The following is a 24,752-nucleotide window of genomic DNA, read 5'->3' as shown; positions in this document are numbered from 1 at the left end:
TTCGGGACGACCGTCTCTGCCTGTGTTGCCAGCAATGGCTTTGAGCCCCCGGGTATGGGTACCCGGGGGCTCATTTTTGCTCTCGCTGGGGAATACGCGCCGGGCCGGGGCGTTGCACCGAGGATGAGTGACAGAACCCTTAGCCCCATCAAAGTCGATATCTGGTCGGACGTGCAGTGCCCCTGGTGCTACATCGGCAAGAGAAAGTTCGAGGCGGGAGCCGCCGCCTTCGGAGGCGATGTCGAGGTGGAGTACCACTCGTTCGAGCTCGCTCCCGACACCCCCGTTGACTTCGACGGCAGCCCGGTCGACTATCTCAGCCAGCGCAAAGGGATCCCGGTGCAGCAGGTGACCGAGATGCTCGCCAACGTCACCGGCATCGCGGCCTCTGTCGGGCTGGACTACGACTACGACCACGTGCACCAGACCAACACGGTCAAGGCGCACGAGCTCATCCACTACGCCAAGTCGGTGGACCGGCAGCTGGACATGAAAGAGCGGTTGCTGAAGGCGTACTTCGTCGACGGTCGACACGTGGGTCGCATCGAAGACCTCGCCGACCTCGCGGCCGAAATCGGCCTCGACCGTGCAGAGGTCGTGCGCGTGCTCACGGACGAGACCTATCTTCCCGACGTGAAGGCCGACGTCGCCCAGGCGATCGAGTACGGCATCCAGGGCGTGCCCTTCTTCGTCATCGACGGCAAGTACGGGGTGTCGGGGGCACAGGATGCGACGACCTTCGCTAACGTGCTCGAACAGGTACGAACCGAACGAGAGGCCATCCAGTGACGGATGCCGTGACCAGGCCACTGACGATTCCCCTCACCCTGGTGGGCGATCCGACCGCGGCGGCCTGCGAGGGAGACTCCTGTGCGATTCCCGACCACCACGAGCAGGCCGTGGTGAACCGTCGTCTCGACGAAGACCTGGTGTAACGGGTTCCCGTGGCTTTATCCGCGTGAATTCTGGTCCAAAGCCGCCCTATCGAGGATCTATTGCAGCACAGCAGGATCGACCGAGAACTCTCGGGGGTGCAGCACGTGCGCGGTGAATCGCACCGCCCGCCCGGTGGTGTCGCTAGCGGCACAGTCGAAGCTCGACCCGACGATCGTCACCGGCGCTCCGTCCGGACAGGTGACCGTCCACGACACCGCAGTCTGTCGTTGAAGTTCGGCGGATGCCTGCTGCTCGAGCAGGCGCAGCGACGCGGCATCCATCCGGGCTAGGGCCATCGGCGCGAGCGCGACGGAAGTGAGTGCTGCCGCGGCGAAGATCGTCAGCACATAGACGTTGCCGGGAGCGTTCGCTCGGATGCCCTGTTTCTTCAGAGCAACCCGGCGCGCCACGAAATAAGCGATGGGAGGAAGCAGCAGTATCCACCACGCGGAGGCGGCTCTGAGTCCCCGGGCCCGCAGCACCCTTCTGTCCCAGATCGCGAGGCAGGCCACCAGCGCCAAGAGCGCGAAAAAGGTCACCAGGGGCACGACGGGGGAAGCCACGGGGAGCAGCGAGGCTGAGGCTGTCCGCACTCCGACCGCAACTGCGGCAACGCTTGCGATAAGCCACACACCCCAGGTATTGGCGCTCGGGTGAGGTGGCTGAACCGCATATGCCGGCGGTGCCGCCTCGAGGACCTGGGGAGCGATGGGATCGAAGAGGCCTCCGACTCGCTCGGGTGAAGAGACTGCGTCGCCGATGGGCGCAGGTTGCTCAGGCACCGGAGCGAAATGCTCTGTCCAGGAGGCGCCCGACCACCAGCGAAGTGCACCGGACCCCGCGGGATCGGGATACCAGCCTGCCGCCGGCCCGCCTGCCATAGTCTCTGTCTCGGACACGGAACTGCCTTTCGCTGGGAACCTCCCGAGTCTAAAGAGAGGTGAGCGAAGCTCGCGAGCCCCCCATTCGGGTCGCCGTCGACCGCGGTCAACCGTCACAAACTGCTGTTTCGGAGAGCGCAGACGACCGTCAGTGACGGTTGGGCGGAGAAAGTGAGACGCGGGCGGGTGGATCGGCTAGGCGGTGATGTCGGCGACTGTCGCGCCGTAGGTCCTCAGGAGGTCATCGGCCTCCACGAACGCGCTGTAGCCTGCCTCTCCTGCCCCCATGGCGACCCGCCCGCCGACCATCGAGACGTCGGCGAAGACGGGCCAGGTGGTGGAACTGCCGAGCGGCGTGATGGTGCCGCGCTCAAATCCGGTCGCCTCGAGCGCCAGCTCGGGGGAGGGCAGAGAGAGTTTGTTGACCCCGACCGCAGCCCGCAGCTTCGGCCAGGAGATCTGCCGATCGCCCGGGATCAGCGCGAACAGATATTCGCGGGGCGCTCCGTCCGGCGTGTGCCGACGCACCACGAGCGACTTGACGATCTGCCGCGCCTCGATTCCCAGCAAGACCGCTGCCTGCTCGAGGGAGTCGGCGGCGGGCCGCTCGACCACCTCGATTTCGAGGCCGCGTGCCGTGGCATCCGCCAGCACTCGTGCTCGTCCGGTGGGGGCAGTCACGTCGGGTTCACCTTTGCCTGAGAGAATTGGGGGATGACCATGACAGCCGCTCCCCACAAGAGCGTAGAGAAGAGCCTACAGATCGGGCCTCTCGCGCTCTCTGTGCCGGTCGTGCTCGCCCCGATGGCCGGCATCACCAACACCGCGTTCCGTCGGCTCTGCCGCGAGTTCGGCGCCGGTCTCTACGTCTCAGAGATGATCACCAGCCGCGCCCTCGTCGAGCGCACCGAGGGCTCCATGCGCCTCATCAAGCACCACGAATCGGAGACGACCCGCAGCATCCAGCTCTACGGTGTCGACCCGAAGACCGTGTCCGAAGCGGTCACCATGCTGGTGGCGGAAGACCGCGCCGACCACATCGACCTGAACTTCGGATGCCCGGTGCCCAAGGTCACCCGCAAGGGCGGGGGAGCCGCTCTGCCGTGGAAGCTCGACCTCTTCCAGGAGATCGTCGAGGGCGCTGTGAAGGCCGCCGGGGCCCTCCCGCTCACGATCAAGATGCGCAAGGGCATCGACTCCAGCCACCTCACCTACCTCGAAGCGGGCCGCATCGCCGAGGGTGCCGGGGTAGCGAGCATCGCGCTTCATGCCCGCACCGCGTCCGAGTTCTACAGCGGCCATGCCGACTGGTCGGCGATCGCGACGCTCAAGGAGACGATCTCCGGTGTTCCCATTCTCGGCAACGGTGACATCTGGTCGGGCGCGGACGCGATCCGCATGATGGACGAGACCGGATGCGACGGGGTCGTGGTCGGCCGTGGCTGCCTCGGGCGCCCGTGGCTCTTCGGCGAGCTCGCCTCGGCGTTCGCCGGCGAGTCGGAGATTCCCCAGCCTTCGCTCGGCATCGTCGCCGAGACCCTGCGCCGCCACACCGAACTCCTGATGGACTTCTTCGATGGCGACGAGGATCACGCCTGCCGCGACATCCGTAAGCACATCGGCTGGTACTTCAAGGGCTACCCGGTGGGCGGCGACGTCCGCTCCTCGCTCGCGACGGTGGAAAGCCTGCAGCAGATGGACGACCTGCTCGGTCGCCTCGACTGGAGCCTCCCGTACCCCGGCGCCGATGCCGAGGGCCCGCGCGGCCGCGCCGGAACCCCGAAGCGCACGTCGCTGCCCAACGGATGGCTCGACAGCCGCGAGCTTGCCGATACCCAGCGCGCAGAGGTCGCCGAAGCAGAGATCCACAACAGCGGTGGTTGAGACCTACTCGGACCACGACACCGCTCGTTGGTATCCGGAGGAGCATTCGAGCCGACGCAGCGACTTCGCCCGGGACCGGGCGCGCCTCCTGCATTCCAGTGCGCTCCGGCGTCTCGCGGCCAAGACCCAGGTTCTGAGCCCGGCAGCCGGCCTCGACTTCGCCAGGAATCGGCTCACTCATTCCCTCGAGGTCGCGCAGGTCGGTCGCGAACTCGCGACGAGCCTCGGGCTGGACCCGGATGTGGTCGACACGGCCTGCCTCGCGCACGACCTCGGTCATCCGCCCTTCGGGCACAACGGCGAGCGTGCCCTCAACACCTGGGCCATCGACATCGGCGGATTCGAGGGCAACGCGCAGACCCTCCGGCTGCTGACCCGCATCGAGCCGAAGGTCTTCGGAGCGGACGGCCGCTCCTACGGTCTCAACCTCACCCGGGCGAGCCTCGACGCGAGCTGCAAGTATCCGTGGCCGGAGAGCTCCTCGGTTGGTGATCCCAGCGGTCGGGCCAAATTCGGCTTCTATTCCGACGACGTCGAGGCATTCCACTGGCTGCGTGACGGAGCCCCGGAGCGTCGTCTCTGCATCGAAGCCCAGGTGATGGACCTCTCCGACGACATCGCCTACTCCGTTCACGACTTCGAGGATGCCGTCGTCAGCGGGTACATCGACGTGAAGGCCCTCGGCGCGAGGGTCAACCACGATGCTCTCGTCGATTCGATGTTCGCGTGGATCGGTGGAGAGCTCGACCACGATGAGCTCATCGAGGCCTTCGATCGACTCGACTCCCTCGACGTCTGGCTCGAGGACTGGGATGGCAGCCGGCAGGCGCAGGGCCGGCTCAAGAACCTCACCAGCCAGCTGATCGGGCGATTCGCGGCCGCCGCAGTCCAGGCGACACGCACCCAGGATGGCGGGAGCCTCATCCGTTTCGGGGCGGACATCATCGTGCCACGGGAGATCCGAGCGGAGATCGCGGTGCTGAAGGGCATCGTCGCAGCCTTCGTCATGTCAAAGAACACCCGGCAGCCCATCTACACGCAACAGCGCGAAGTGCTCACCGAGCTCGCCACGACGCTGCTCGCCCGGGGCGGATCATCCCTCGACCCCGGATTCGCGGCGGACTGGAGGGCAGCCACGACGGATGCCGGCCGCAAGCGAGCGGTCGTCGACCAGGTGGCCTCGCTCACCGACCAGTCCGCGATGGCCTGGCACGAGCGCATCGTCGGCTGATCGCACGCTTCCGCACCGGCCCGGCGACGGCCAGATCGTGGTCAGCGGCGCTCAGTAGAATCATCAGGTGCCCGGCCTCATTCGACGAAACGATATCGACGAGGTGCGTTCGCGCATCAACATCGCCGATATCGTCGGCGATTACGTCACGCTCAAGGGTGCGGGAGTCGGCTCGCTCAAAGGCTTGTGCCCTTTCCATGACGAGCGAAGCCCCAGCTTCCACGTGCGACCGCAGGTCGGCCGCTACCACTGCTTCGGCTGCGGCGAGGACGGCGACGTCTTCAGTTTCCTGCAGAAGATGGATCACACGAGCTTCACAGAGGCTGTGGAGCGGATGGCCGCGCGGGTGGGCTACGAGCTCCACTACGAAGACGGCGGCCAGGCCAACAGCGACCATGGCAATCGTGCCCGAATCCTCGCCGCAAACCAGTCTGCTGCCGAGTACTTCGTGTCGCAGTTGGTCACTCCGGATGCTGAGCCCGCCCGGGTTTTCCTGGGTAAACGCGGGTTCGACCCCTCCGCTGCCGAGCGCTTCGGCGTCGGCTTCGCACCGAAGACCGGGCTCACCAAACACCTCAAGACGCTCGGCTACACCGAGGCCGAACTCGTCGCCTCCGGTCTCGTCGGGCAGGGTGACCGCGGCACCTACGACCGGTTCCGTGGGCGACTGGTCTGGCCCATCCGTGACGTGACCGGGCAGACGCTCGGTTTCGGTGCCCGCAAGCTGCTGGATGACGACCAGGGTCCCAAGTACCTCAACACTCCCGAGACGGCCGTCTATCACAAGTCCCAGGTGCTCTACGGGCTCGATCTCGCCAAACGCGACATCTCCCGTGGCCGGCAGGTCGTAGTCGTCGAGGGCTATACCGACGTGATGGCCTGTCACCTCGCCGGAGTCACCACCGCCGTCGCCACCTGCGGCACGGCCTTCGGTGTCGACCACATCAAGGTGGTGCGTCGCGTGCTCGGCGACGTGGAGAACTCCGATACGACCGGCACCGGCGAGGTGGTCTTCACCTTCGACCCGGATGAGGCTGGCCAGAAGGCGGCGAGCCGCGCCTTCACCGAGGAACAGCGCTTCGCCGCGCAGACCTTCGTGGCCGTCGCCCCCGACGGTCTCGACCCCTGCGATCTTCGCCTCGAGCGCGGCGACGATGCCGTGCGCAGACTGGTGCAGTCCAAGAAGCCCATGTTCGAGTTCATGATCCGCCGGGTGCTCGCCGGGCACAATCTCGACACGGTGGAGGGCCGGGTGGCGGCGCTCAGGGCATCCGCTCCCGTCGTCGCCGGCATCCGCGACCAGGCGCTCAACGTGGGGTATGTGCGCAACCTCGCCGGCTGGCTCGGCATGGACCCGGACGAGGTGGGACGTGCCGTGAGCGCCGCCCGCGCCCGCACCCCCGAGATCCCCCGCGAGGTGCGCAGTTTCGGCGAGCCGGAAGCGGCGGCCCCGGTGCTCGAGCAGGGACCTTCTCTGGTGAACCTCCCGATCGATCCCTCGACCCGGCTGGAACGTGATGCCCTCATGGCCATCCTGCAGCAGCCGACGCTCATCGGCCGCGGGCTAGTCGAGCGTGCGAGCCAGGTCGCATTCGCGAACCCCTCCCTTGCGGTCGTCCGCGACGGGGTGATGGCGAGCATGGACCTTTTCGACTCCGCCGAATGGCTCGCCAGGGTCATCGACGAGGTGCCGGCACCCTTCGCGATGCTCGTCAAGGAGCTCGGCCTCGCCCCGCTACCGGAACGCGAGGGGCGTGAGCTCACCCTGTACTGCCAGGCCGTCACCACCGACCTGATCGCCCGCGACCTGCTGCGGCGAAAGGCCGAGCTGCTCGGCCAGTCCCAGCGCACGGATGCCGCGGCAGAGCCCGAGAAATACCGCGCGCTGCAGGTGGAACTCGTGCGAATCGAAGCCGAACGCCGCGCGCTCCGCAGCGAATAGCATCACGCTCGTCGGCGGCACGCCGTGTGTTGCAGATGCATAAACATTCGTCGTTTTGGTCGTCTGCGATTGGTCGCGGGGAGTCCCCGAGTGGTACGAAGGACTCATACAGCCTGGACATCCGTCGTTTCGGCGCGGGTTCACCATGGTCTTTTCCAACAGAGAGGCGTAACGGATATGACATCCGCATCCACGTTCCGCAAGCGATCGCTTGCCGTTCTCGGGGGCACCGCAATCGCGGCGCTCACCCTCGCGGGGTGCTCCGCGGGCGGAGGCTCGAATAACACCTCGTCGGGCGCGACGTCGATCACCGTCGGCACCACCGACAAGGTGACCTCGCTGGACCCCGCCGGTTCGTACGACAACGGCTCGTTCGCTGTCATGAACCAGGTGTATCCCTTCCTGCTCAACTCGAAGCCGGGCACTTCAGAGGTCCAGCCCGACATCGCGGAGTCGGCCACGTTCACGTCCCCGACCGAGTACACCGTCGTGCTCAAGAAGGGTCTGACTTTCGCCAACGGCGACAAGCTCACCTCCTCCGACGTCAAGTTCTCCTTCGACCGCCAGCTGAAGATCGCCGATGAGAACGGCCCGTCCACGCTTCTCGCCAACCTGGTGAGCACCGCGGCACCGGATGCGACGACCGTCGTCTTCACGCTCAAGGCAGCCAACGACCAGATCTGGCCCCAGATCCTGTCGAGCCCAGCCGCGCCGATCGTCGACGAGCAGGTATTCTCCGCCGACAAGGTGACCAGCGATGACGACATCATCAAGGGCAAGGCCTTCGCCGGGCAGTACACGATCAGTAGCTACAAGTTCAACCAGCTCGTGCAGTTCAAGGCGTTCGCGGACTACAAGGGCATGCTCGGCACCCCCAAGACTCCGACGGTGAACCTCAAGTACTACACCGACCAGTCGAACATGAAGCTCGACGTGCAGAAGGGAGGCATCGACGTCGCGTCGCGCAGCCTCTCCGCCACCGACATCGCCGACCTCAAGAAGGACTCGGCAGTCAAGGTGACGACCGGCCCCGGCGGCGAGATCCGTTACATCGTCTTCAACTTCGACACCCAGCCCTTCGGCGCAAAGGCCGATGGTGCGGATGCTGCGAAGGCGCTTGCCGTTCGCCAGGCCGTAGCCGACCTCGTCGACCGCCAGGCGATCGCCGACCAGGTCTACAAGGGCACCTACCTGCCGCTGTACTCCTACGTTCCTGCCGGCCTCACCGGTGCCAACACGGCACTCAAGGGCCTGTACGGCGATGGGAACGGAGGCCCGGACGGCGCCAAGGCCAAGTCGACACTGACCGCCGCGGGCATCACCACCCCCGTCGTGCTGAACCTCCAGTACAACCCGGACCACTACGGTGCGTCCTCGGGCGACGAGTATGCGCTCGTCAAGAGCCAGCTCGAAAAGGGCGGACTCTTCACGGTGAACCTGCAGTCCACCGAGTGGGTCACCTACTCGAAGGACCGCACGAAGGACGTGTACCCGGAGTACCAGCTCGGCTGGTTCCCCGACTACTCTGACGCCGACAACTACCTGTCGCCGTTCTTCGCCGAGGGCAACTTCCTCGGAAACCACTACAGCAACGCCGAGGTCGATTCACTGATCAAGGCACAGGCTGTGGAGACCGACAAAGCCAAGCGCACCAAGGACATCGAGACCATCCAGAACAAGGTTGCAGCCGACCTCTCCACGGTCCCGCTTCTGCAGGGCGCGCAGGTCGCGGTCGCCGGCAAGAACGTGTCGGGAGTCACTCTCGACGCGTCGTTCAAGTTCCGTTTCGGCACGCTCTCGAAGTAACGAGCGAAGGGTACCGCTGTCACGGTAGTGATCAGTACCGGCTAACCTTTTGGTAGCCGTGGCCGGGGGTGGCTCGCGAAAGCGGGTCGCCCCCGGTTCTTCTTGGCGGCACGACGACCCGCAGCGCAGATTGGTGACCATGACGACAACCGTGATTCCGGCAGAGGCAGCGCCGCCGCCTCCGGGCACGAGCGGGGTGCGTTCTCGAAAGAGGAGAGCCGCCGGAGGCAACCAGATCGGCCGCTACATCATCGTGCGGCTGCTGCTGATCATCCCGACAGTTTTCATCCTGGTCACGATGGTCTTCATCCTCATGCGCACGATCGGTGATCCGATCACCGCCGCCCTCGGTGGTCGGCTGAGCGCAGCGCAGCTGCAGGAGCGCATCCACGCGGCCGGCTATGACCGTCCGATCCTCGTGCAGTATTTCGAATACCTCGGGCAGATCCTGACCGGCAACTTCGGCACGACGATCAGTGACAACCAGCCGGTCACGAAGGTGTTGCTCACCTACGGCGGGGCAACCCTCGAGCTCGCGTTCTACGCCCTCATCGTGGCTTTCATCGTGGGGATCCCGCTCGGGATGCTCGCCGCCTACTTCCGCGACAAGTGGCCGGATGCGATCCTGCGTGTCTTCGCGATCCTCTGCTACGCGACGCCGGTGTTCTTCGCCGGACTGCTGCTCAAGCTCGTGTTCTCGGTCTGGCTCGGGGTTCTGCCCGTCTCCGGCCGGGCGTCCACCGGCACCGAACTCGATATCGAACTGCTTCCGCACCCCACCGGCATCTACCTCATCGACGCGATCCAGACCGGAAACCCGGCCGACCTCGCGGATGTCCTCAGCCACGCCGTCCTGCCGGGAATCGCCCTCGGGCTCCTGACCGCCGGGATCTTCCTCCGGCTGGTGCGAACCAACGTGATCGGAACGCTCTCGGCAGACTACGTGGACGCCGCCCGCTCCCGGGGTGTCAGCGAGTACCGTCTGGTGCGCAGGCACGCCTACAAGCCCGCGCTCATCCCGATCATCACGGTCATCGGACTCCAGATCGCGCTGCTGCTCGGTGGGGCGGTGCTCACCGAGACCACCTTCGAGTGGAAGGGCCTCGGCTTCCAGCTTGCGCAGTACCTCGCCGCGCGTGACTTCGTCGCCGTGCAGGGGATCGTGGCGCTCCTTGCCGTCGTCGTGGCGGTCACGAACTTCATCGTCGACGTCATCGCCGCTCTCATCGATCCCCGAGTGAGGTACTGATCATGAGTGTGAACACCGCCGAACACCGCGACGCGCCGCTCGTGAAGCGCCCCCTCTGGGCGCGCATCCCGATAGTGCACCAGGTGCGCCAGAGCGTCGGACTCCAGCGCGGGATGCTCGTCGCCGGACTGACGATCGTCGTGATCTTCCTCCTCACCGCGCTCTTCGCACCGATTCTGGCGCCCTACGGCTTCTCGCAGCTCACCGACGCGAACGGCAACTTCGGCGCCCAGAATCCGCCCTCCTCGACTCACCTCCTCGGAACCACCGTCGGAGGGTACGACGTGCTCTCCCGCGTGATCTGGGGATCGCAGACCGCGCTGTTCGTGATCGTGGTCGCGATCATCCTGTCGATCTTCGCCGGGGTGCTCCTCGGAGTGGTCTCCGGCTACCTCGGAGGCTGGCTCGACCGCGTGCTCGTCGTCGTCTGCGACGCGGTCTACGCCTTCCCGACACTGCTGCTCGCGATCGTCATGTCGATCGTCATCACCGGGGGCAAGTCACAACTCATCGGGGGTGTTCTCGCGGCCGCGATTTCGATCACCGTGGTGTTCATCCCGCAGTACTTCAGGGTGATCCGGGCCGAGACGGTGCGCATCAAGGCTGAGGCGTTCGTCGAGTCAGCGAAGGTGCTCGGCGCCTCCTCCTGGCGCATCATGTTCCGGCACATCCTGCGGAACGCGACCCGCACCCTCCCGCTCATCTTCACCCTCAACGCCTCCGAGGCGATCCTCACCCTTGCCGGGCTCGGCTTCCTCGGTTTCGGGATCGAGCCGACCTCCGCCGCCGAATGGGGGTACGACCTCAACAAGTCGATCTCCGACGTCACCAGCGGAATCTGGTGGACCTCTGTCTTCCCGGGACTCGCGATCGTGCTCGCCGTTCTCGGCATGACCCTCGTGGGGGAGAGCCTCAACGACCTCGCTGATCCGCGCCTGCGCACGCGGCGCCGGGCCGCAGGAAGGGTGCCAGCACCCGCTCCGACCGGAGACAGCGCTCCGGAGGCGAGCACGGATGTGGTCGGCGACCTGGAACTCGAGCCCTCAGAACGGGAGGCTCGCTCATGAGCAGTCTCGTGCGCGGCCAGCAGGCCGTGGGAATCACCGACCTCTCCGTCACCTTCGCAACGGACGGCGGCGATGTGCGGGCCGTCGACGGGGTGACCCTTTCGGTGAATGCCGGAGAGGTGCTCGCCATCGTCGGCGAGAGCGGCAGTGGCAAGACCGTGACCGCCAAGACTATTCTGGGGCTCCTTCCCGAGACGGCGACGGCATCCGGTGTCGTGCTGCTCGGCAGCGACAACGTCGTCACGGTGAGCCACAGCCGCCTGAGGGAGATTCGCGGAACGAGCGCCGCCATGGTGTTCCAGGAGCCGTCGACCGCCCTGAACCCCGTCTATACCGTGGGCTGGCAGATCGCCGAGGGCCTGCGGGCCCACGGCAAGTACTCCCGCTCCGAGGCGAAGGCCAAGGCCATCGAGATCCTCGGCAAGGTGGGGATCCCCGATCCCGAAGAGCGGGTCGATTATTACCCGCACCAGTTCTCGGGCGGTCAGAAGCAGCGCGTGGTGATCGCCATGGCCCTCGTGCTCGATCCCGAGCTGATCGTGGCCGACGAGCCCACCACGGCGCTCGACGTGACGGTCCAGGCCGAGATCCTCGACCTTCTGCGCCGCTGCCGCGACGAATTCGATACCGCGATCGTGCTCATCACCCACAACATGGGCGTCGTCGCCGACCTGGCCGACCGGGTCGCGGTGATGTATCAGGGCAAGGTCGTCGAGGAAGCCGATGCCACGAGCCTGTTCGGCAACCCGCAGCACGAATACACGAAGAGACTGCTCGCGGCCGTTCCTTATCTCGGTTCGGGCACCGTGAAGACCCAGGAGCGGGCGGCAGAGCGGGCCCTCGCCGAGACCGAACCCCCACTCGTCGTCGCGACAGGGCTGGAGATCGAATACCCCGGTCGTTTCGGTCGCTCCGGATTCCGCGCGGTCAACGGGGTGAGCTTCGAGATCGGGGCGCGCGAGGTGCTCGGTCTCGTGGGCGAGAGCGGATCGGGCAAGACCACCATCGGTCGCGCCATCGGAGGCCTCACCCGCATCACCGGCGGCTCGCTGACCGTGCTCGGCCAGGAGATGCTCGGGGTGAAGGAACGCACATTCCGTCCCCTGCGCAGTGACATCGGCTTCGTCTTCCAGGACCCGGCCACCAGTTTCAACCCGCTGCTCACCATCGCCGAGTGTGTCGCCGAGCCCCTCATCGTGCACGGTCGCGCTCCCGATGCCCGTTCCGCCCGCGCGCGGGTCGATGAGCTGCTCGAAGCGGTGCAGCTTCCCCGCGCTTTCGGCGACCGCTATCCGCACGAGCTGAGCGGTGGCCAGCGCCAGCGCGCGTCTCTCGCCCGCGCCCTTGCGCTGCAGCCGAAACTGCTCATCGCCGACGAGCCCACCAGCGCTCTCGATGTGTCCGTGCAGGCCCGCGTGCTCGAACTCTTCGCGGAGCTGCAGAGAGAGTTCGGCTTCGCGGCTCTGTTCATCAGTCACGATCTCGCCGTCGTCGACATCCTCGCCGACCGGATCGCGGTTCTGTACCACGGTGAACTCGTGGAGGAAGGCACCGGAGCCGAGGTGCTCGGCGCGCCGAAGCATCCCTACACCAAGCGTCTGCTCGCCTCGTTGCCCGTGCCGAACCCGGAAGAGCAGGCGAAACGACGCGAAGAACTTCGGATGCTGCGAGCCGCGGACTGACCGTGAGCGCAGCGAATTCGACAGGCCTCGTGGTGGCCGCCCGGGATGTCTCGATGGTCTACCGCTCGAATCATGCCCGGCCGTATCTCGCTGTGCGCGGAGTCACCCTCGAGATCGCCGCGGGCGAGATGCTGGGCGTCGTGGGGGAGTCGGGCTCGGGCAAGTCCACGCTCGCATTCGCGCTGGCGGGCCTCGCCGGGCGCGGTGGGGAGGCCATGCCGAGGATCTGCGGTGGTCAGCTCGAGGTGCACGGCACCCGCCTGCGCCATGTGGGACGCCGTGCCCGTGATCGACTGACGCTGCAGGTCGGCTTTCTGCGGCAGGATGCGGCGGAGCGGCTCAGCCCGCTGTTGACCGTCGCCGAGAACGTGGCCGAGCCGATCTACCAACGCGATCGCCGATTCAGCGTGCGGGAGGCCTCGGATGCCGTGGCGACCGTCATCGACGCCGTGCGCCTGCCGCTCAGCCTGATGAACCGGCTGCCCTACCAACTGAGCAGCGGCCAACGGCAGAGGGTCGCCCTCGCCCGCGCGATCGTTCTGGAGCCGACTCTGCTCGTCGCCGACGAGCCGACCCGCGGGGTGGACGCGAGCGTGCGCGACGGCGTGCTCGACACCCTGCGAGACCTTCATCGCGACCGTGGTCTCACCGCGATCGTGGTGAGCAGCGACCTCGCCGTCCTTTCCCGTATCACCCCGAGACTCGCGGTGATGCAGAACGGCATCCTGATCGGCCTCGGAGACCTCGACACGCTCACGACCGCCCCGGAGAACAAGTACCTCAAGGGATTGGCTCGCTCGCGCGCGGCGCTCGGCAATGCCGAGACGGAGAAGTTCCATGGCTAACAACCCGGACACGGTTCGGTTCATCGAGGACCAGCTCGGCGACCTGAACATCCGCACCCGCATGATGTTCGGTGAGCACGCCATCTACTGTGATGAGAAAGTCGTCGGTTTCATCTGCGACGACACCCTCTTCCTCACCCCGACCGATGCCGAAGCCGCGCTGTTCGAGCGCACGGTTCCCGCGCCGCCGTATCCCGGCGCAAAGGACTATCGCTCCGTGCCGGGCGAGCTTCTCGAAGACCGGGACTGGTTGCAGCGGGCCGTGCAGGCGACGGCGGATGCGCGCCCAGCGCCCCGCCCGAAGAAGTCGCGGCCCACCGGCCAACCCTCCGAGCGCGCGTGAGCCAGCACCGCGGCGTGACGGCCGATGCCGGGCGCATTCTCGATGGCGATCGGCGCCCGGCAGCCGGGCCGGTCAGCATCGTTCCGGCCGCCGCGACCCCCTCCGCGGCGGAAGACGTCTTCGCCCGGGCGGTCACCGCAGGCGGAGGCGAGCTCGTCGATCTCGGCCCGCGGACGCGTGGGCTCATCTGGCTGTCCTACGGGGGCGCGGCAGCGCTCGAGTCCACCCTGGATTCGCACCCCTCTATCGACTGGGTGCAACTTCCCTATGCCGGGGTCGACGTGTTCGCCGAGCTTCTGCGCGCACACGCCGATCACCCGTTTCCCCTGTGGACCAGCGCGAAGGGAGCCTATGCGCAACCCGTCGCCGAACATGCCCTCACCCTCGTGCTCGCCCTGTTGCGGGTGATTCCCGAGCGGGCGAGAGCCACCGGCTGGCCGACCGGTCCTAAAACCGGACGCTCCCTCTACGGACTCTCGGTGCTCATCGTGGGTGCCGGCGGTGTTGCGAGAGAATTGCTTCGACTCCTCTCGCCCTTCGGCGTGAGGGTCACCATCGTGCGGCGCACCACGGACCAGGTCGCCGGTGCCCGACGGACCATCACCGCCGATGGGCTGGCACAGGTGCTGCCGGATGCCGATGTCGTGGTCATCGCCGCGGCATCCACCGCGGGCACCCGGCACCTGTTCGGCGCCCCGGAGTTCGCGGCGATGAAGAACAGCGCCGTGCTCGTGAACATCGCCAGGGGCGACCTCATCGACACCGATGCTCTGGTCGATGCGCTCCGTTGCGGCGAGATCGCGGGCGCCGGCCTCGACGTCACCGATCCGGAGCCGCTGCCGCAGGGGCATCCGCTCTGGACCGCTCCGCACATCCTCATCACACCGCACAGTGCGGATACCCCGGAGATGACGGTGCCGCTGCTCGCCGAAAGGATTCGCGAGAACGTCGCCGCCTTCGTGGGCGACGGCAGTTTCGTCGGAGTCGTCGACCCGAAGGCGGGCTATTGACCATCATCGACCTGCTGGTGGGCGGCTACACCGCCACCATGGGAGACGCGAAGGGCATCTCGCTGCTGCGCTGGCACGGGGATGACGCGCGGATGGAGTTGCTCGAAACGACGCCGACCTCCTCACCATCGTTCCTCGCCTCCGGCCCCGATGGTCTGGTCTACGCGACCGACGAGTACGGCTCCGGCCCGGCCGGGCGCATCGAGGCGTTCCGTCGGGCCGAGGGCTCTCTCCACTCGCTCGGAGGCCAACCGACCAGCGGCGGTTTCCCCTGTCACGTGAGCGTCACGGCCGATCGCCTCTTCGTGTCGAACTACCTCGACGGCTCCATCGATGTCTTCCCGCTCCTGTCCGGAGGCCGCATCGGAGAGCTGATCCAGACCCTGTCGGCGCACGGCAGTGGACCCAACCCGGCGCAGGAGCGGCCCCATGCCCACTCGACCCTCGTGCGGGGATCGACAGTGCTCAGCGCGGATCTCGGCGCCGACCGGGTGCACGTGCACGCGATCGAGAACGGCAGGCTCGTGCGCACGGCATCCGTGACTCTTCCGCCGGGCACCGGGCCGCGGGACCTGATGCGCGTTGCGGGCCGAACGATTCTGCTCGGAGAGCTCGATGGCACCCTCTTCGCCCTCGATGACAGCGGTCAGGTGCTCCAGGCGGCCACGATCACCGAAGACTGGGTCGACGGAGATCACGCCGCGGGACTCGCGATCGACGCGTCCGCCCGTTTTCTCTACACGGGGCTGCGCGGGTCCAATCGCATCGCGGTGATCCGGGCAGGAGACCTCAGTCCGGTGGCGACAGTCTCCAGCGGCGGCGACTTCCCACGACACCTCTGCGTCATCGATGGCGACGTGCTCCTTGCGGCGAACCAGTTGTCGTCGACGATGGCCGCATTCCGCATCGATCCGGTGACCGGCATCCCTCATCCACTCGGCTCGCCGGTGGAGGTTGCATCGCCGAGCTTCCTGCTGCCGGTACTGTAGACACGTCGATTCAGCGTCGAGCACGAGTTGCCCGGGGGATTGCACCGCACGATTTGGTGCAGCGCGTTCCTTTGGTAAAGTGGTCAAGCTGTTTCAGCAATCCTCGATAGCTCAATTGGCAGAGCATCGCACTGTTAATGCGGCGGTTCTTGGTTCGAGTCCAAGTCGGGGAGCTCGATTGCCGCACGGGGCTCCACCCCCTGCGGCATTCGTTGTTTAAGCGGCGGATGCCGGTCCGCCACTACTCCCGGGCCGGTCCGCCACTACTCCCGGGGGAGTAGACCCCGGCCATCCGGCAGCGGATGTCTCGGGCGAGAGCCGCAACTACGATCGATCCATGCCCTTCCACGGTCGTTTCGACAGCGCGGGCTGGACCGAGCGCCGAGCTGGTCTTTTCGCCGACCGGAAATTCGAATCCTGGCACGAGCCCTGGCAGGAGATGGAGGCCAGTCGCGCCCGGCGCCAGAATTCCGCCGGCGCACGCAGGATGCGGCTGATCCTTCCGGTGCTCCTGTCGCTATTCGTGCAGGTGCCGGCGGTCTTCTTCAGTGTGCGGCCGGGTAGCGGCCTCGTTCGCACCGAAGTCTGGACAGACCCGAGGATGCTCCTGATCGCGCTCGGGCTCGCCCTCATCGGTCCGCTCGCCCTGCTCGCCGCCCGTCGCTTCCCGGGTCCGGTCGTGGCCATCGCGGCCGCGGCGGGAGGCGCCGACCTACTTCTGTTCCGCAGCTCCGACCATCCGCCCTACCTGGCCCTCGCCTTCGCCATCGTGTCCGCAGTGGTGCGGGGCGCCCGAAGCTGGGCCTGGATTTCGGTGGCGGCGGCCTGGCTCCTCGCCCTCGCCATATCGCTGTTCACCGGTCTCGATGTCTCACCCCCGCGAATCGCGGCCGTGACTCTCGGAATTCTCATCGTGCTCGGTGTGGGGGAGAGCGTGCGAACGCGCCGGGAGCAGTATGCGGAGATCTCCCGCCGGATCGCCGAACGCAAGCAGTCCGAGGTGCAGGCCGAGCGGGTGCGGATCGCCCGTGAGCTTCACGATGTGCTCGCGCATTCCCTCAGCCAGATCAACGTTCAGGCGGGTGTGGGGCTCCATCTCATGGACAAACAACCGGAGAAGGCCAAGGCGGCCCTGGCGAGTATCAAGGAGTCCAGTAAGACGGCCCTCGACGAAGTGCGTTCGGTGCTCGGCATCCTTCGTGCCGAAGGGGGAGCGGATCCCAGCGCGCCGCTGGTACCGGAGCCCGATCTCTCCCGTCTCGGCGGTCTTGCCGCGTCGATCGCCTCCCAGGGCGTCGCCGTCGATGTGCGCAACACCATCGAGAGCGTCCCGAGCGCGGGCACCCAGCTCGCGCTCTACCGCATCGCGCAGGAGTCGCTGACGAATGTGCTCCGTCACGCCAAGGCGACATCGGTCACCGTGACCGCCCGGGAAGAGGGCGGCTTCTACCTGCTCGAGATCGTCGACAACGGCACCGGAAGCCCCCCACGTCAGGACACCGGAGGCCGTGGCCTGCTCGGCATGCACGAGCGGGCCGAACTCCTCGGCGGCACTCTGAGTGCCGCTCCCGTCGACGGCGGGGGCTTCCGTGTGTACGCCAGAATCCCTCAGTCAGCAGCCGGGGCGAGCTACAGCAGCGCGCCCGACCTCCCGTCCGCCGTCCGCGGTGGACCTTCGCCGAAGGGCACCCCATGATCCGCGTCGCCATCGCCGACGACCAGCAACTCATCCGGGGCGGCTTCCGGTCCCTGCTCGAGGCCGAGAGTGACCTCGACGTGGTGGGCGAGGCCGGCACCGGTGCCGAGGCGGTGGCTCTCGTCACCCGCGAGAAGCCCGATGTCGTTCTCATGGACATCCGGATGCCCGACGGAGACGGCCTGTGGGCAACCGAGCAGATCGTGGCCAATCCCGCTCTCGCCGGCACCCACATCGTGATCGTCACCACTTTCGAGCTCGACGAGTACGTTGCCCAGGCGATCCGTGCGGGGGCCAGCGGCTTCCTGGTCAAGGACACCGAGCCGGAGGAGCTGATCCGTGCGGTGCGGGTGGTCGCGGGTGGTGACGCCCTGTTGTCGCCCGGTGTCACGAAGCGCCTGCTCGAGCGGGTCGCCGGATCCCTCAAAGAGGCTCCGGATACGTCGCAGCTCGCGACCCTGACCGAACGCGAACGGGAGGTACTCGGCCTGGTCGGCCATGGGCTCACGAACGACGAGATCGGTCGAAAGCTCTTCCTCAGCCCGCTCACCGCCAAGACCCACGTGTCGCGCATCATGTCGAAGCTGCTCGCGAGAGACCGGGTGCAGCTCGTTGTCGTCGCCTACGAGACCGGACTCGTCCGGGCGGGGTACCAGGAGTAGCGGGGAGTGCTCCCGGCGCAGTAGCCGAGAGCATCCGCCGGGCAGATTCGCCGGCGCGGTGTCGCGACGAGTGTTGTGTTCACCGGTTCCACCGGCTCTCGCCACCGGAACCCCCACAGAAACGGATACATCGTGTTCGCAACACTCGCCCTCGCGGGCCCTGCGGCCCATTTCGTCGGCCCCTGGGTCGGCGGCTTCGGACTCTTCTTCCTGCTCATCCCGCTGTTCTGGATCGCGCTCTTCGCGGTCGTCTTCTCGATCGCTCGCCGGCGCCGTCGCGCCTGGTTCGCCCAGGGCGGCGGCTACGGTCACCCCGGCTTCGGCGGCGGCCAGTGGGGCCACTGGGGCAATCCGTCCCGGTCGGCCGAGTCGACCCTCGCCGAGCGATTCGCGCAGGGAGACATCGACGAGAAGGACTACCGCGCACGTCTCGAGGTGCTGCGGGCGAACTCTTGGCCGCAGCCGCCGGCCAAGTAGGCCCGGCACCCGCGGACCGGGACGGCAGCGCGCCGATCCCGGTTCGCGATAACCTCGGAGAGACAGCACGCGTTGTCAGTCCCGATGTTGTCAGCCCGAGGAGACCCGAGTGAATACCTGGCTGCAACAGCATTCGATGCTCGTGATGATCCTGCTCACCGCAGCATCCGCGGTATTCCTCGTTCTCACCGTCGTGTTCCTAGTGCTCTGGATCCGCGCCGCACGCGGTCGCCGCCGCCAGTATTTCGCCCGCGTCGATGCCGAGCGGGACAACCTCGACCTCGAAGCATCCCTGCAAGAGCAACTGGGAAAGCTGCGTATCGTGCGCGAACTCCACGAGGTGGCGATCCATTCGGTCTCCACGATCGTGAGCCAGGCGGATGGCGCCCAGTACGCTGCCACCGCGGATGCCGGTGCCGCGGTGCGCGCCTCCGCCACCATCGCCGAGGCGGCCCGATCGACTCTCGCCGACCTTCGTCGTGTGATGACCGTTGTGGGCGGATCGGTCGACGAATCCCTGCCAGAGCCCCGCACCGACATGACTCTCGAGCTCTTCGACCTGATGCGGGACGCCGGGCTGGAGATCACTGTCGTCGAGAACGGCGAGCCCTTCGCGCTCGGCGACGGTCCGCAGCTCGCGGTCTTCCGTATCGTGCAGGAGGCCCTGTCCAATGCGCTGAAGTACGGTGGCGTCGGCACCCAGGTGCGCGTCAGCTCCACGTGGACCGACGAGGGCCTGCAGGTCGTGATCGACGACGATGGAGTGCGCGCCGCCGCCCGCCGCGATGGACTCGACCCCGACAAACTCGCGCAGAGTCGCACCTACACCTTCCAGGACGACCTCGATGCCTTGACCGAGGTGGTCGTCGGACCCGGAATGAGTGAGATGCGGGAGCGTGCGGCCCTGTACCGTGGCATCCTCACGGCGAACATGCTTCCCGGGGTCGGTTTCACGGTGTCGGCGGTGTTCCCTTCGATCCGCTACGACAACGGCGTGCACGGCGTGAATCTGCGCGATGGCCAGGACTGAGCCGGTTCCCTCCGACGACGGTCCAGAGCGAGAAACCGGATCCGCAGCATCCACTGCCTGGAGCGGCGAGGATCGGGCCGTGGCCCGCAGGGGTATCGCCGTCGGTCTTTCCGCCGCGGCCTACGGCATCTCCTACGGGGCCCTCGCCGTCGCCGCCGGGCTCGACGTCTGGCAGACCTGTGTGATGAGCCTCCTCATGTTCGCCGGCGGCTCGCAGTTCGCCCTCGTGGGGGTGATCGCCACCGGTGGAGTGGCCGCAGGGCCGGCTGCCATCGCTAGCGCAGCGATCCTGGGCATCCGCAACGGGATCTACGGAATCCGGGTCGCTCCGATTGTTGGCGCCGGTCGCTGGCGCCGGTTGGCAGCGGCCTGGGTGACGATCGATGAGTCCACCGCCGTCGCCACGACCCAATCCACACTGCGTACCCAGCGGATCGGCTTCTGGGTCACCGCAGTGTCGGTCTTCGTCGGCTGGAATCTCACCTCGCTCATCGGTGCGCTCATCGGCAACGCCCTCGGCGATGTCCGAACGTATGGACTGGATGCTGCCGCAGCCGCTGCCTTCCTCGGACTTCTCTGGCCCCGCCTGCGCCAACTGCAGACGATCGCCGTGGCGACCGCCGCCGCCGTGATCGCCACGGTGACCACTCCGGTGCTGATCCCGGGCCTGCCGGTGCTCGTGGCGGGGGTCGTCGCCGTGATCGTGGGGGGATTCAACTGGTTCGGCAGTCGGAATCCCCAGCCCGAACCCCCGGGGATTCCCACATGACCTGTAACGATATTCGATCGGCGCCACCGGTCAGTGGGCTCCCTCGGCTGACGGGCGACTCATCATGACGCTCTGGCTCATTGTGATCATCGCTTCGCTGACGTGCCTATCCCTGAAGATCGCCGGATACCTCGTGCCTGCATCGTTCCTCGAGAAGCCGGCTCCCGCCCGCGTCGCCAACCTCTTGACCGTTGCGCTGCTCGCCGCCCTGATTGCGGTGCAGACCCTCGGTGCTGGTTCCCGTATCGTCTTCGATGCGCGACTTCCCGCCGTCGCCGTGGCCGCTTTGTTGCTTGCGCTGCGAGTTCCTTTCATCGTGGTGGTGATAGCGGCCGCCGCGACTGCCGCTCTCATCCGCGCGGTCTTCTAGGTGTGACTAGCCACCCTGACCAGCCACTGTGACCAGCCACCCTGACCAGCCCCTCTGACCAGCCACCCTGATTAGCCCCCCGACTAGGCGCTGAGCACCCTCAGGTCGCGAAGGGCGGCACTCTTCGATGGAATGGGCCGTGGCCGCTGTTCCAGATCGACATCCCGAGGAGGAATGAGCCAGAAACCCGCGTCATCCCGAACGATCTCCCAACCGTTGTTGTGCACGAGCAGATGGTGATAGCGGCACAGAAGCACCCCGTCGAGGATGTTCGTCTCGCCCTGATCTCGCTTCCAGTGTCTGGAGTGGTGGGCCTCGCACCAACTGGGAGGCCGATCGCAGTCCCCGAACAAGCATCCGCCCTGTGCCGCGGCGAGGGCGATCCGCTGTCTCTTCGAATACAGCCGCTGTTCCCGGCCCAGGTCGAGGGGTCGCCCGGCTTCGTCGAAGTCGAGCTGAACCGTGCCGGACTCGCAGGCGATGCGCTCGACGGTCTCGATTGAGATCGGGATGTCGCATCCTTCGATCCGGCCGTGGCCGTGCCCCGCCTCGAGCGCGGTGCGCGTCACCAGCACTCGCACCGAAGGCTGTCGAGCTCCCACGATCCGTCGGCTCTCACCCGTCTCTGCTCCCACCGCGATTCGTAGCAGCTGGGTGAACGCGTCGTGCACGTACTGATCGGTGGTGCGCTCGTCCGTGGAGATCGCTGCTGCCCATGCCCTGTCGGCGTCGTCGACGAATCGGACGCCTCCTCGGCGGGGAGAGGTGAGGGTGTCGTAGACGTCGTCCCAGAAAGCCGCGGACTCGATGTCCGGGTCGATGATGTATCTCGAGAGACCATTGGGACGCCGGGTGCGGCGCACCGACCGCTCTTCGAAGGCGGCCCGCTCACGATCCGCGATACCGGTCTCGTCCAAATCGTCCCTCAGGCGGCGGGCCAGACGCAGCAATTCGTCCGCGTCGACGAGTGTCGCCTCGATCACGAGCAGGTGGGCGGCATCGGACAGGGCATCTGCTGTCACAGCACCAGAGCCTTCGGATGGCGCACCGAGCCCGACGCGGATCGCGCGGGCGGCGTCCACCGAGATGCAACCAACGGCAACGGCGGCGCCGACCTCCCGGAACCAGGGCTCGGCGCTCGAAGAGGTCTCGGGTGCAGCGGACTCCCGGGCCATCGTGCCCGCTTGGACGAGTGCGGAGGCGCTGCGTGCGGTGGACCCGGTCTCATGCCTCACGAGGGCCTCCGGCGTGCGGAACCCCTCCCTCTGGGCGAGTCCCGAAAAGCCGAGCTCCCGCCGCGAACGGTGACCGATCTCGCCGGCCACCACTGCGGCGCTCGCGCCGAGTTCACGGGCGAGGTCCGAGAGTTCGCGCTGGATGCGAAGGAGATCGGGGTCGGAAAGAGTGTCGACCGACCGAGCGCATTCGGCGACGAAGCCGACCGCCCGGCGCGCGCCAGCCAGCGACGAATCGAAGTCCCCACCCGGGGACTCGTCGAACACGTCTTCGTTAATTGCCATGTATTCATTCTCTCAGATTCGAATACAGATCAGTCTTACGATTTCAGTGAGATAGGAATATCCTGATCCCCTGATCGAGAGGGGCTCGCCGTGAGTGCCGAAGTGCCTAGCTGCCCCCGCGGTCACGAGCACGCCAGGATCATCCGTGACGGGATCCAGAGTGGTGGCGGACGCAAGAAGCAGCGGTGGCGTTGTGTGCTCCCTGATGGTTCATATCATCGGTTCCTCGGCCTGATGAGCAGGACACTCACGATCGACGGAACCTGCGTGGAATGCGAGAACCACATCGCTCCGCACGAGGGGCCAGTGGCGCCGGCAGAGGGCGAATACCTAGTGCGGGAGATCGCGGGAGCGCTCGTCGATTTGGGTAGAGGGCGGACCTACACAGATGCTGCGAAACGAGTTCGAGCTCGGGCCAACATCGGCAAGACAAGTGTGCCTCGCGATGTCATCAACGGGCAGACCGTCGCGGAATGGATGGCGGACTTCGTTCCCGCAATCGCCTCCAGACACAACCCCACGGAGTGGCCGGCCGTGCTCGTGTTGGATTCACTTCCCTTCTACTGGACGGATCCGCTCACCAAGAAGAGCCTCGCCCTCTATTGCATTTTGGCCGCGTTCGGATATGAGAAGGACGGCTCGAATGGCAGGCTCTGGAAGCTAGAAGCAGCGCCCAGCAGTGATGGACGCGCCTGGGCGGAATTCCTGGGGTCATTGCCCGGAAAACCGGGGTCAATTGTCTGTGATCAGGACAATGCAATTCGGTCGGGCATCGACATTCACTGGGGAGAATGGGCCACGGTAAACCTGGTTCATCACTGCGAATTCCACCTCACCCAGCGGGTTCGAGCCGCGTTCGACAGCGACAAACTCGCCGCAGATGATCCCGCGCGCAAGGTATTCCAAAGAGCCCTGAAATCGCGGGAGCGTTGGGACGAATTCGAAGTCGAGGTCAGAAGCCGATCGCATCTGGTCATGACAAACAGGTGGCTCGACCGTAACGAAACTTGGATGAGGGGACAAACCCAAGGACGATCGAGGATCCCGCCGGTCTACTCAAACAGCGCAGTAGAGCAGCCCCTACGAGAGTTGAAGGCTGTCCTCCGACCGCGGGCGTTCATGTTCCGAAACCGAGCAAGGTTGAACCAGCTTCTCAGCCTCATTCGAATGGCGTATCTGCGCGTCGACAACGCCACCGACTACGCAACGGACATCCGCGCCTATCTGGACGCTCACCACGGCCGCCCCCACCGCACTTACCGAGAGGCCTACGACCCGAATGCCAATGCTGCCGGTGAAAACCTGCTCGCGAGCCTCTGGGCGGAAGAGGCTCAGATCTCAATGCGAGACGCGCGTATCAAGCGGGAGCTGGCGAAACTAGCTCGTCCTTAGGACTGAACGATGGTGCCCCCGGTGTCCGGACGTAAGCACGCAGGGCTTCTTCGCGCGCGGCATGAAAACAGCGCATGAGCCAAATTGAGGCGCGGGTAGCGGGTGTTCCTGGCGACCGGCCGGGCGGCCCAGGATGACTCCTGAGAATGGAGTACTTGCTGGACCGATTCTGTCAACAACCTGACTGAACATCCCGACGAGAAGCTGGTAGTCCACTGAAACGGCGGCCACAGCTGAGGCCTCGGCGTTCTGGTCTGCGGTAATTGACCGCCAGTCCAACGAGTATCCAAAAGTACGAGCCACCTGGCTCCAGAAGAAGCGCTGTGTCCGCCCATTTCCTTCGCGGAAAGGGTGAAGGACGTTGAGGTTGCTGTATTGCTCCGCGAGCCGGGCGATGAACTCATCGCGCGTAACGAATTTTTTGGCGAATGCCCTCTGAATCTCGTTCTCGGCAAACGGAATGGCGTTGTCAAAGAAGGAGACTCCCATGAACTGAAACCCAACGCCAGCGCTCGACTTCGCAATGTCGACGGTCCTTAGTTCACCGGCCCACGCATATATGTCGCCGAAGAGCGACCTGTGAATTGCTCGCCATTCGTTGATGTCTCGCGTGTCCGTAGGCGGATTCTCGCGGAGAACTATCTCGGCAGCGTGGACAAGGTCAAACTCCGCGTCATCAAGTTCAGCTTGGGTGCGCGCACCAATGAGATTCCGGAGGATCCCAGTTTCGGGATCGATGTATGGGTCCGTGAAGGAAAACTCAGCCAACGTTGTATCGAGCCCTGACCCGACGGAGAAGCTCTTGCGAGTCGATCTCCCCGGACACGTACATCTCTGTGTCCAGCTGGGTAGCGGGCGTAACGGAGTGACCTTCGAGCTCAGCGCTGTGCAGGGACTGAGCGGCGCTGTCTGCTCGCTCTTCCTTCGACAGTGAGGCCGGTGCCTCTGGTGCGATCGTCATCTAGTTCATC

Annotated in this window: 25 protein-coding genes and 1 tRNA gene; 21 read left to right on the top strand and 5 right to left on the bottom strand. The window is 66.1% G+C overall.

What is annotated here, in order from left to right; translation table 11 throughout:
• The first annotated feature begins 123 nt into the window (after positions 1-123).
• Positions 124-789 (top strand): DsbA family oxidoreductase, encoded by a 666-nt coding sequence (locus ABIB54_RS12545; protein ID WP_354575852.1) that lies wholly within the window; start codon positions 124-126, stop codon positions 787-789.
• Positions 790-797: 8 nt separating this feature from the next.
• Complete coding sequence (locus tag ABIB54_RS12540; RefSeq protein WP_290514965.1) at positions 798-935, top strand: hypothetical protein; 138 nt, start codon at positions 798-800, stop codon at positions 933-935.
• A 57-nt stretch (positions 936-992) separates the two neighbouring features.
• Here the strand turns inward: ABIB54_RS12540 and ABIB54_RS17900 are convergent, their stop codons facing one another.
• Together ABIB54_RS17900 and ABIB54_RS12525 are read right to left on the bottom strand one after the other, a co-directional pair.
• On the bottom strand, positions 993-1,817 hold the full coding sequence (locus ABIB54_RS17900) for a DUF2510 domain-containing protein (protein WP_502917131.1): 825 nt from the start codon (positions 1,815-1,817) through the stop codon (positions 993-995).
• A 195-nt stretch (positions 1,818-2,012) separates the two neighbouring features.
• Entirely contained in the window at positions 2,013-2,498 is a 486-nt protein-coding gene (locus ABIB54_RS12525) for an aminoacyl-tRNA deacylase (RefSeq protein WP_354575851.1), read from the bottom strand.
• A 33-nt stretch (positions 2,499-2,531) separates the two neighbouring features.
• Here ABIB54_RS12525 and dusB point away from each other — a divergent pair, with 33 nt between their 5' ends.
• From dusB to ABIB54_RS12435, 18 genes are all read left to right on the top strand, one after another.
• Positions 2,532-3,701 (top strand): tRNA dihydrouridine synthase DusB, encoded by a 1,170-nt coding sequence (gene dusB, locus ABIB54_RS12520; RefSeq protein WP_354575850.1) that lies wholly within the window; start codon positions 2,532-2,534, stop codon positions 3,699-3,701.
• On the top strand, positions 3,694-4,932 hold the full coding sequence (locus tag ABIB54_RS12515) for a deoxyguanosinetriphosphate triphosphohydrolase (RefSeq protein WP_354575849.1): 1,239 nt from the start codon (positions 3,694-3,696) through the stop codon (positions 4,930-4,932). Before dusB ends, ABIB54_RS12515 begins: the two co-directional genes overlap by 8 nt.
• A gap of 67 nt (positions 4,933-4,999) precedes the next feature.
• Positions 5,000-6,874, top strand: a complete 1,875-nt coding sequence (dnaG, locus tag ABIB54_RS12510) for a DNA primase (protein WP_354575848.1) — start codon at positions 5,000-5,002, stop codon at positions 6,872-6,874.
• 177 nt (positions 6,875-7,051) lie between these two features.
• The gene (locus ABIB54_RS12505) at positions 7,052-8,680 is read left to right on the top strand and encodes an ABC transporter substrate-binding protein (protein ID WP_354575847.1); all 1,629 of its coding nucleotides are present in this window, start codon (positions 7,052-7,054) and stop codon (positions 8,678-8,680) included.
• Positions 8,681-8,819: 139 nt separating this feature from the next.
• Positions 8,820-9,929: an ABC transporter permease gene (locus ABIB54_RS12500; RefSeq protein ID WP_354575846.1), complete on the top strand. Its 1,110-nt coding sequence runs from the start codon at positions 8,820-8,822 to the stop codon at positions 9,927-9,929.
• A gap of 2 nt (positions 9,930-9,931) precedes the next feature.
• Positions 9,932-10,996, top strand: coding sequence for an ABC transporter permease (locus tag ABIB54_RS12495; RefSeq protein ID WP_354575845.1), 1,065 nt, complete (start codon positions 9,932-9,934; stop codon positions 10,994-10,996).
• On the top strand, positions 10,993-12,678 hold the full coding sequence (locus ABIB54_RS12490; RefSeq protein WP_354575844.1) for an ABC transporter ATP-binding protein: 1,686 nt from the start codon (positions 10,993-10,995) through the stop codon (positions 12,676-12,678). Before ABIB54_RS12495 ends, ABIB54_RS12490 begins: the two co-directional genes overlap by 4 nt.
• A 2-nt stretch (positions 12,679-12,680) precedes the next feature.
• A complete protein-coding gene (locus ABIB54_RS12485; RefSeq protein ID WP_354575843.1) occupies positions 12,681-13,523 on the top strand; it encodes an ATP-binding cassette domain-containing protein in 843 nt (280 codons plus the stop codon).
• Positions 13,516-13,866, top strand: a complete 351-nt coding sequence (locus ABIB54_RS12480) for a TfoX/Sxy family protein (protein ID WP_354575842.1) — start codon at positions 13,516-13,518, stop codon at positions 13,864-13,866. Before ABIB54_RS12485 ends, ABIB54_RS12480 begins: the two co-directional genes overlap by 8 nt.
• Entirely contained in the window at positions 13,863-14,876 is a 1,014-nt protein-coding gene (locus ABIB54_RS12475; RefSeq protein WP_354575841.1) for a D-isomer specific 2-hydroxyacid dehydrogenase family protein, read from the top strand. Before ABIB54_RS12480 ends, ABIB54_RS12475 begins: the two co-directional genes overlap by 4 nt.
• Positions 14,873-15,865, top strand: a complete 993-nt coding sequence (locus ABIB54_RS12470; protein WP_354575840.1) for a lactonase family protein — start codon at positions 14,873-14,875, stop codon at positions 15,863-15,865. The genes ABIB54_RS12475 and ABIB54_RS12470 overlap by 4 nt, the downstream gene beginning before the upstream one ends.
• Positions 15,866-15,965: 100 nt before the next feature.
• Positions 15,966-16,038: transfer RNA gene (locus tag ABIB54_RS12465), tRNA-Asn, on the top strand.
• 164 nt (positions 16,039-16,202) lie between these two features.
• Positions 16,203-17,561, top strand: a complete 1,359-nt coding sequence (locus tag ABIB54_RS12460) for a sensor histidine kinase (protein WP_354575839.1) — start codon at positions 16,203-16,205, stop codon at positions 17,559-17,561.
• On the top strand, positions 17,558-18,223 hold the full coding sequence (locus ABIB54_RS12455; protein WP_354575838.1) for a response regulator: 666 nt from the start codon (positions 17,558-17,560) through the stop codon (positions 18,221-18,223). Before ABIB54_RS12460 ends, ABIB54_RS12455 begins: the two co-directional genes overlap by 4 nt.
• A gap of 132 nt (positions 18,224-18,355) precedes the next feature.
• On the top strand, positions 18,356-18,700 hold the full coding sequence (locus ABIB54_RS12450) for an SHOCT domain-containing protein (RefSeq protein WP_354575837.1): 345 nt from the start codon (positions 18,356-18,358) through the stop codon (positions 18,698-18,700).
• Between the two features lie 109 nt (positions 18,701-18,809).
• Positions 18,810-19,730 carry a sensor histidine kinase gene (locus ABIB54_RS12445; RefSeq protein WP_354575836.1) on the top strand — a complete coding sequence of 307 codons (921 nt, stop codon included), beginning with the start codon at positions 18,810-18,812 and terminating at the stop codon, positions 19,728-19,730.
• A gap of 79 nt (positions 19,731-19,809) precedes the next feature.
• A complete protein-coding gene (locus ABIB54_RS12440; protein WP_354575835.1) occupies positions 19,810-20,499 on the top strand; it encodes an AzlC family ABC transporter permease in 690 nt (229 codons plus the stop codon).
• Positions 20,500-20,563: 64 nt separating this feature from the next.
• The gene (locus ABIB54_RS12435) at positions 20,564-20,869 is read left to right on the top strand and encodes an AzlD domain-containing protein (RefSeq protein WP_354575834.1); all 306 of its coding nucleotides are present in this window, start codon (positions 20,564-20,566) and stop codon (positions 20,867-20,869) included.
• A gap of 83 nt (positions 20,870-20,952) precedes the next feature.
• Here ABIB54_RS12435 and ABIB54_RS12430 read toward each other — a convergent pair whose 3' ends face one another.
• Entirely contained in the window at positions 20,953-22,389 is a 1,437-nt protein-coding gene (locus tag ABIB54_RS12430) for an HNH endonuclease signature motif containing protein (RefSeq protein ID WP_354575833.1), read from the bottom strand.
• A gap of 90 nt (positions 22,390-22,479) precedes the next feature.
• Between ABIB54_RS12430 and ABIB54_RS12425 the strand changes: the two genes are divergently transcribed.
• On the top strand, positions 22,480-23,781 hold the full coding sequence (locus tag ABIB54_RS12425) for a hypothetical protein (protein WP_354575832.1): 1,302 nt from the start codon (positions 22,480-22,482) through the stop codon (positions 23,779-23,781).
• On the opposite strand, the gene ABIB54_RS12420 is transcribed toward ABIB54_RS12425, so the two are convergent.
• Both ABIB54_RS12420 and ABIB54_RS12415 read right to left on the bottom strand, forming a co-directional pair.
• The gene (locus ABIB54_RS12420) at positions 23,767-24,549 is read right to left on the bottom strand and encodes a Fic/DOC family protein (RefSeq protein WP_354575831.1); all 783 of its coding nucleotides are present in this window, start codon (positions 24,547-24,549) and stop codon (positions 23,767-23,769) included. The genes ABIB54_RS12425 and ABIB54_RS12420 overlap by 15 nt on opposite strands.
• Positions 24,542-24,742 (bottom strand): antitoxin VbhA family protein, encoded by a 201-nt coding sequence (locus tag ABIB54_RS12415; protein WP_354575830.1) that lies wholly within the window; start codon positions 24,740-24,742, stop codon positions 24,542-24,544. Before ABIB54_RS12415 ends, ABIB54_RS12420 begins: the two co-directional genes overlap by 8 nt.
• Between the last annotated feature and the right edge of the window lie 10 nt (positions 24,743-24,752).

Origin of the sequence: Frigoribacterium sp. UYMn621 (genome assembly GCF_040549525.1) — a bacterium.
Lineage (GTDB): Bacteria > Actinomycetota > Actinomycetes > Actinomycetales > Microbacteriaceae > Lacisediminihabitans.
This window is presented reverse-complemented; position numbering and strand designations above follow the sequence as displayed.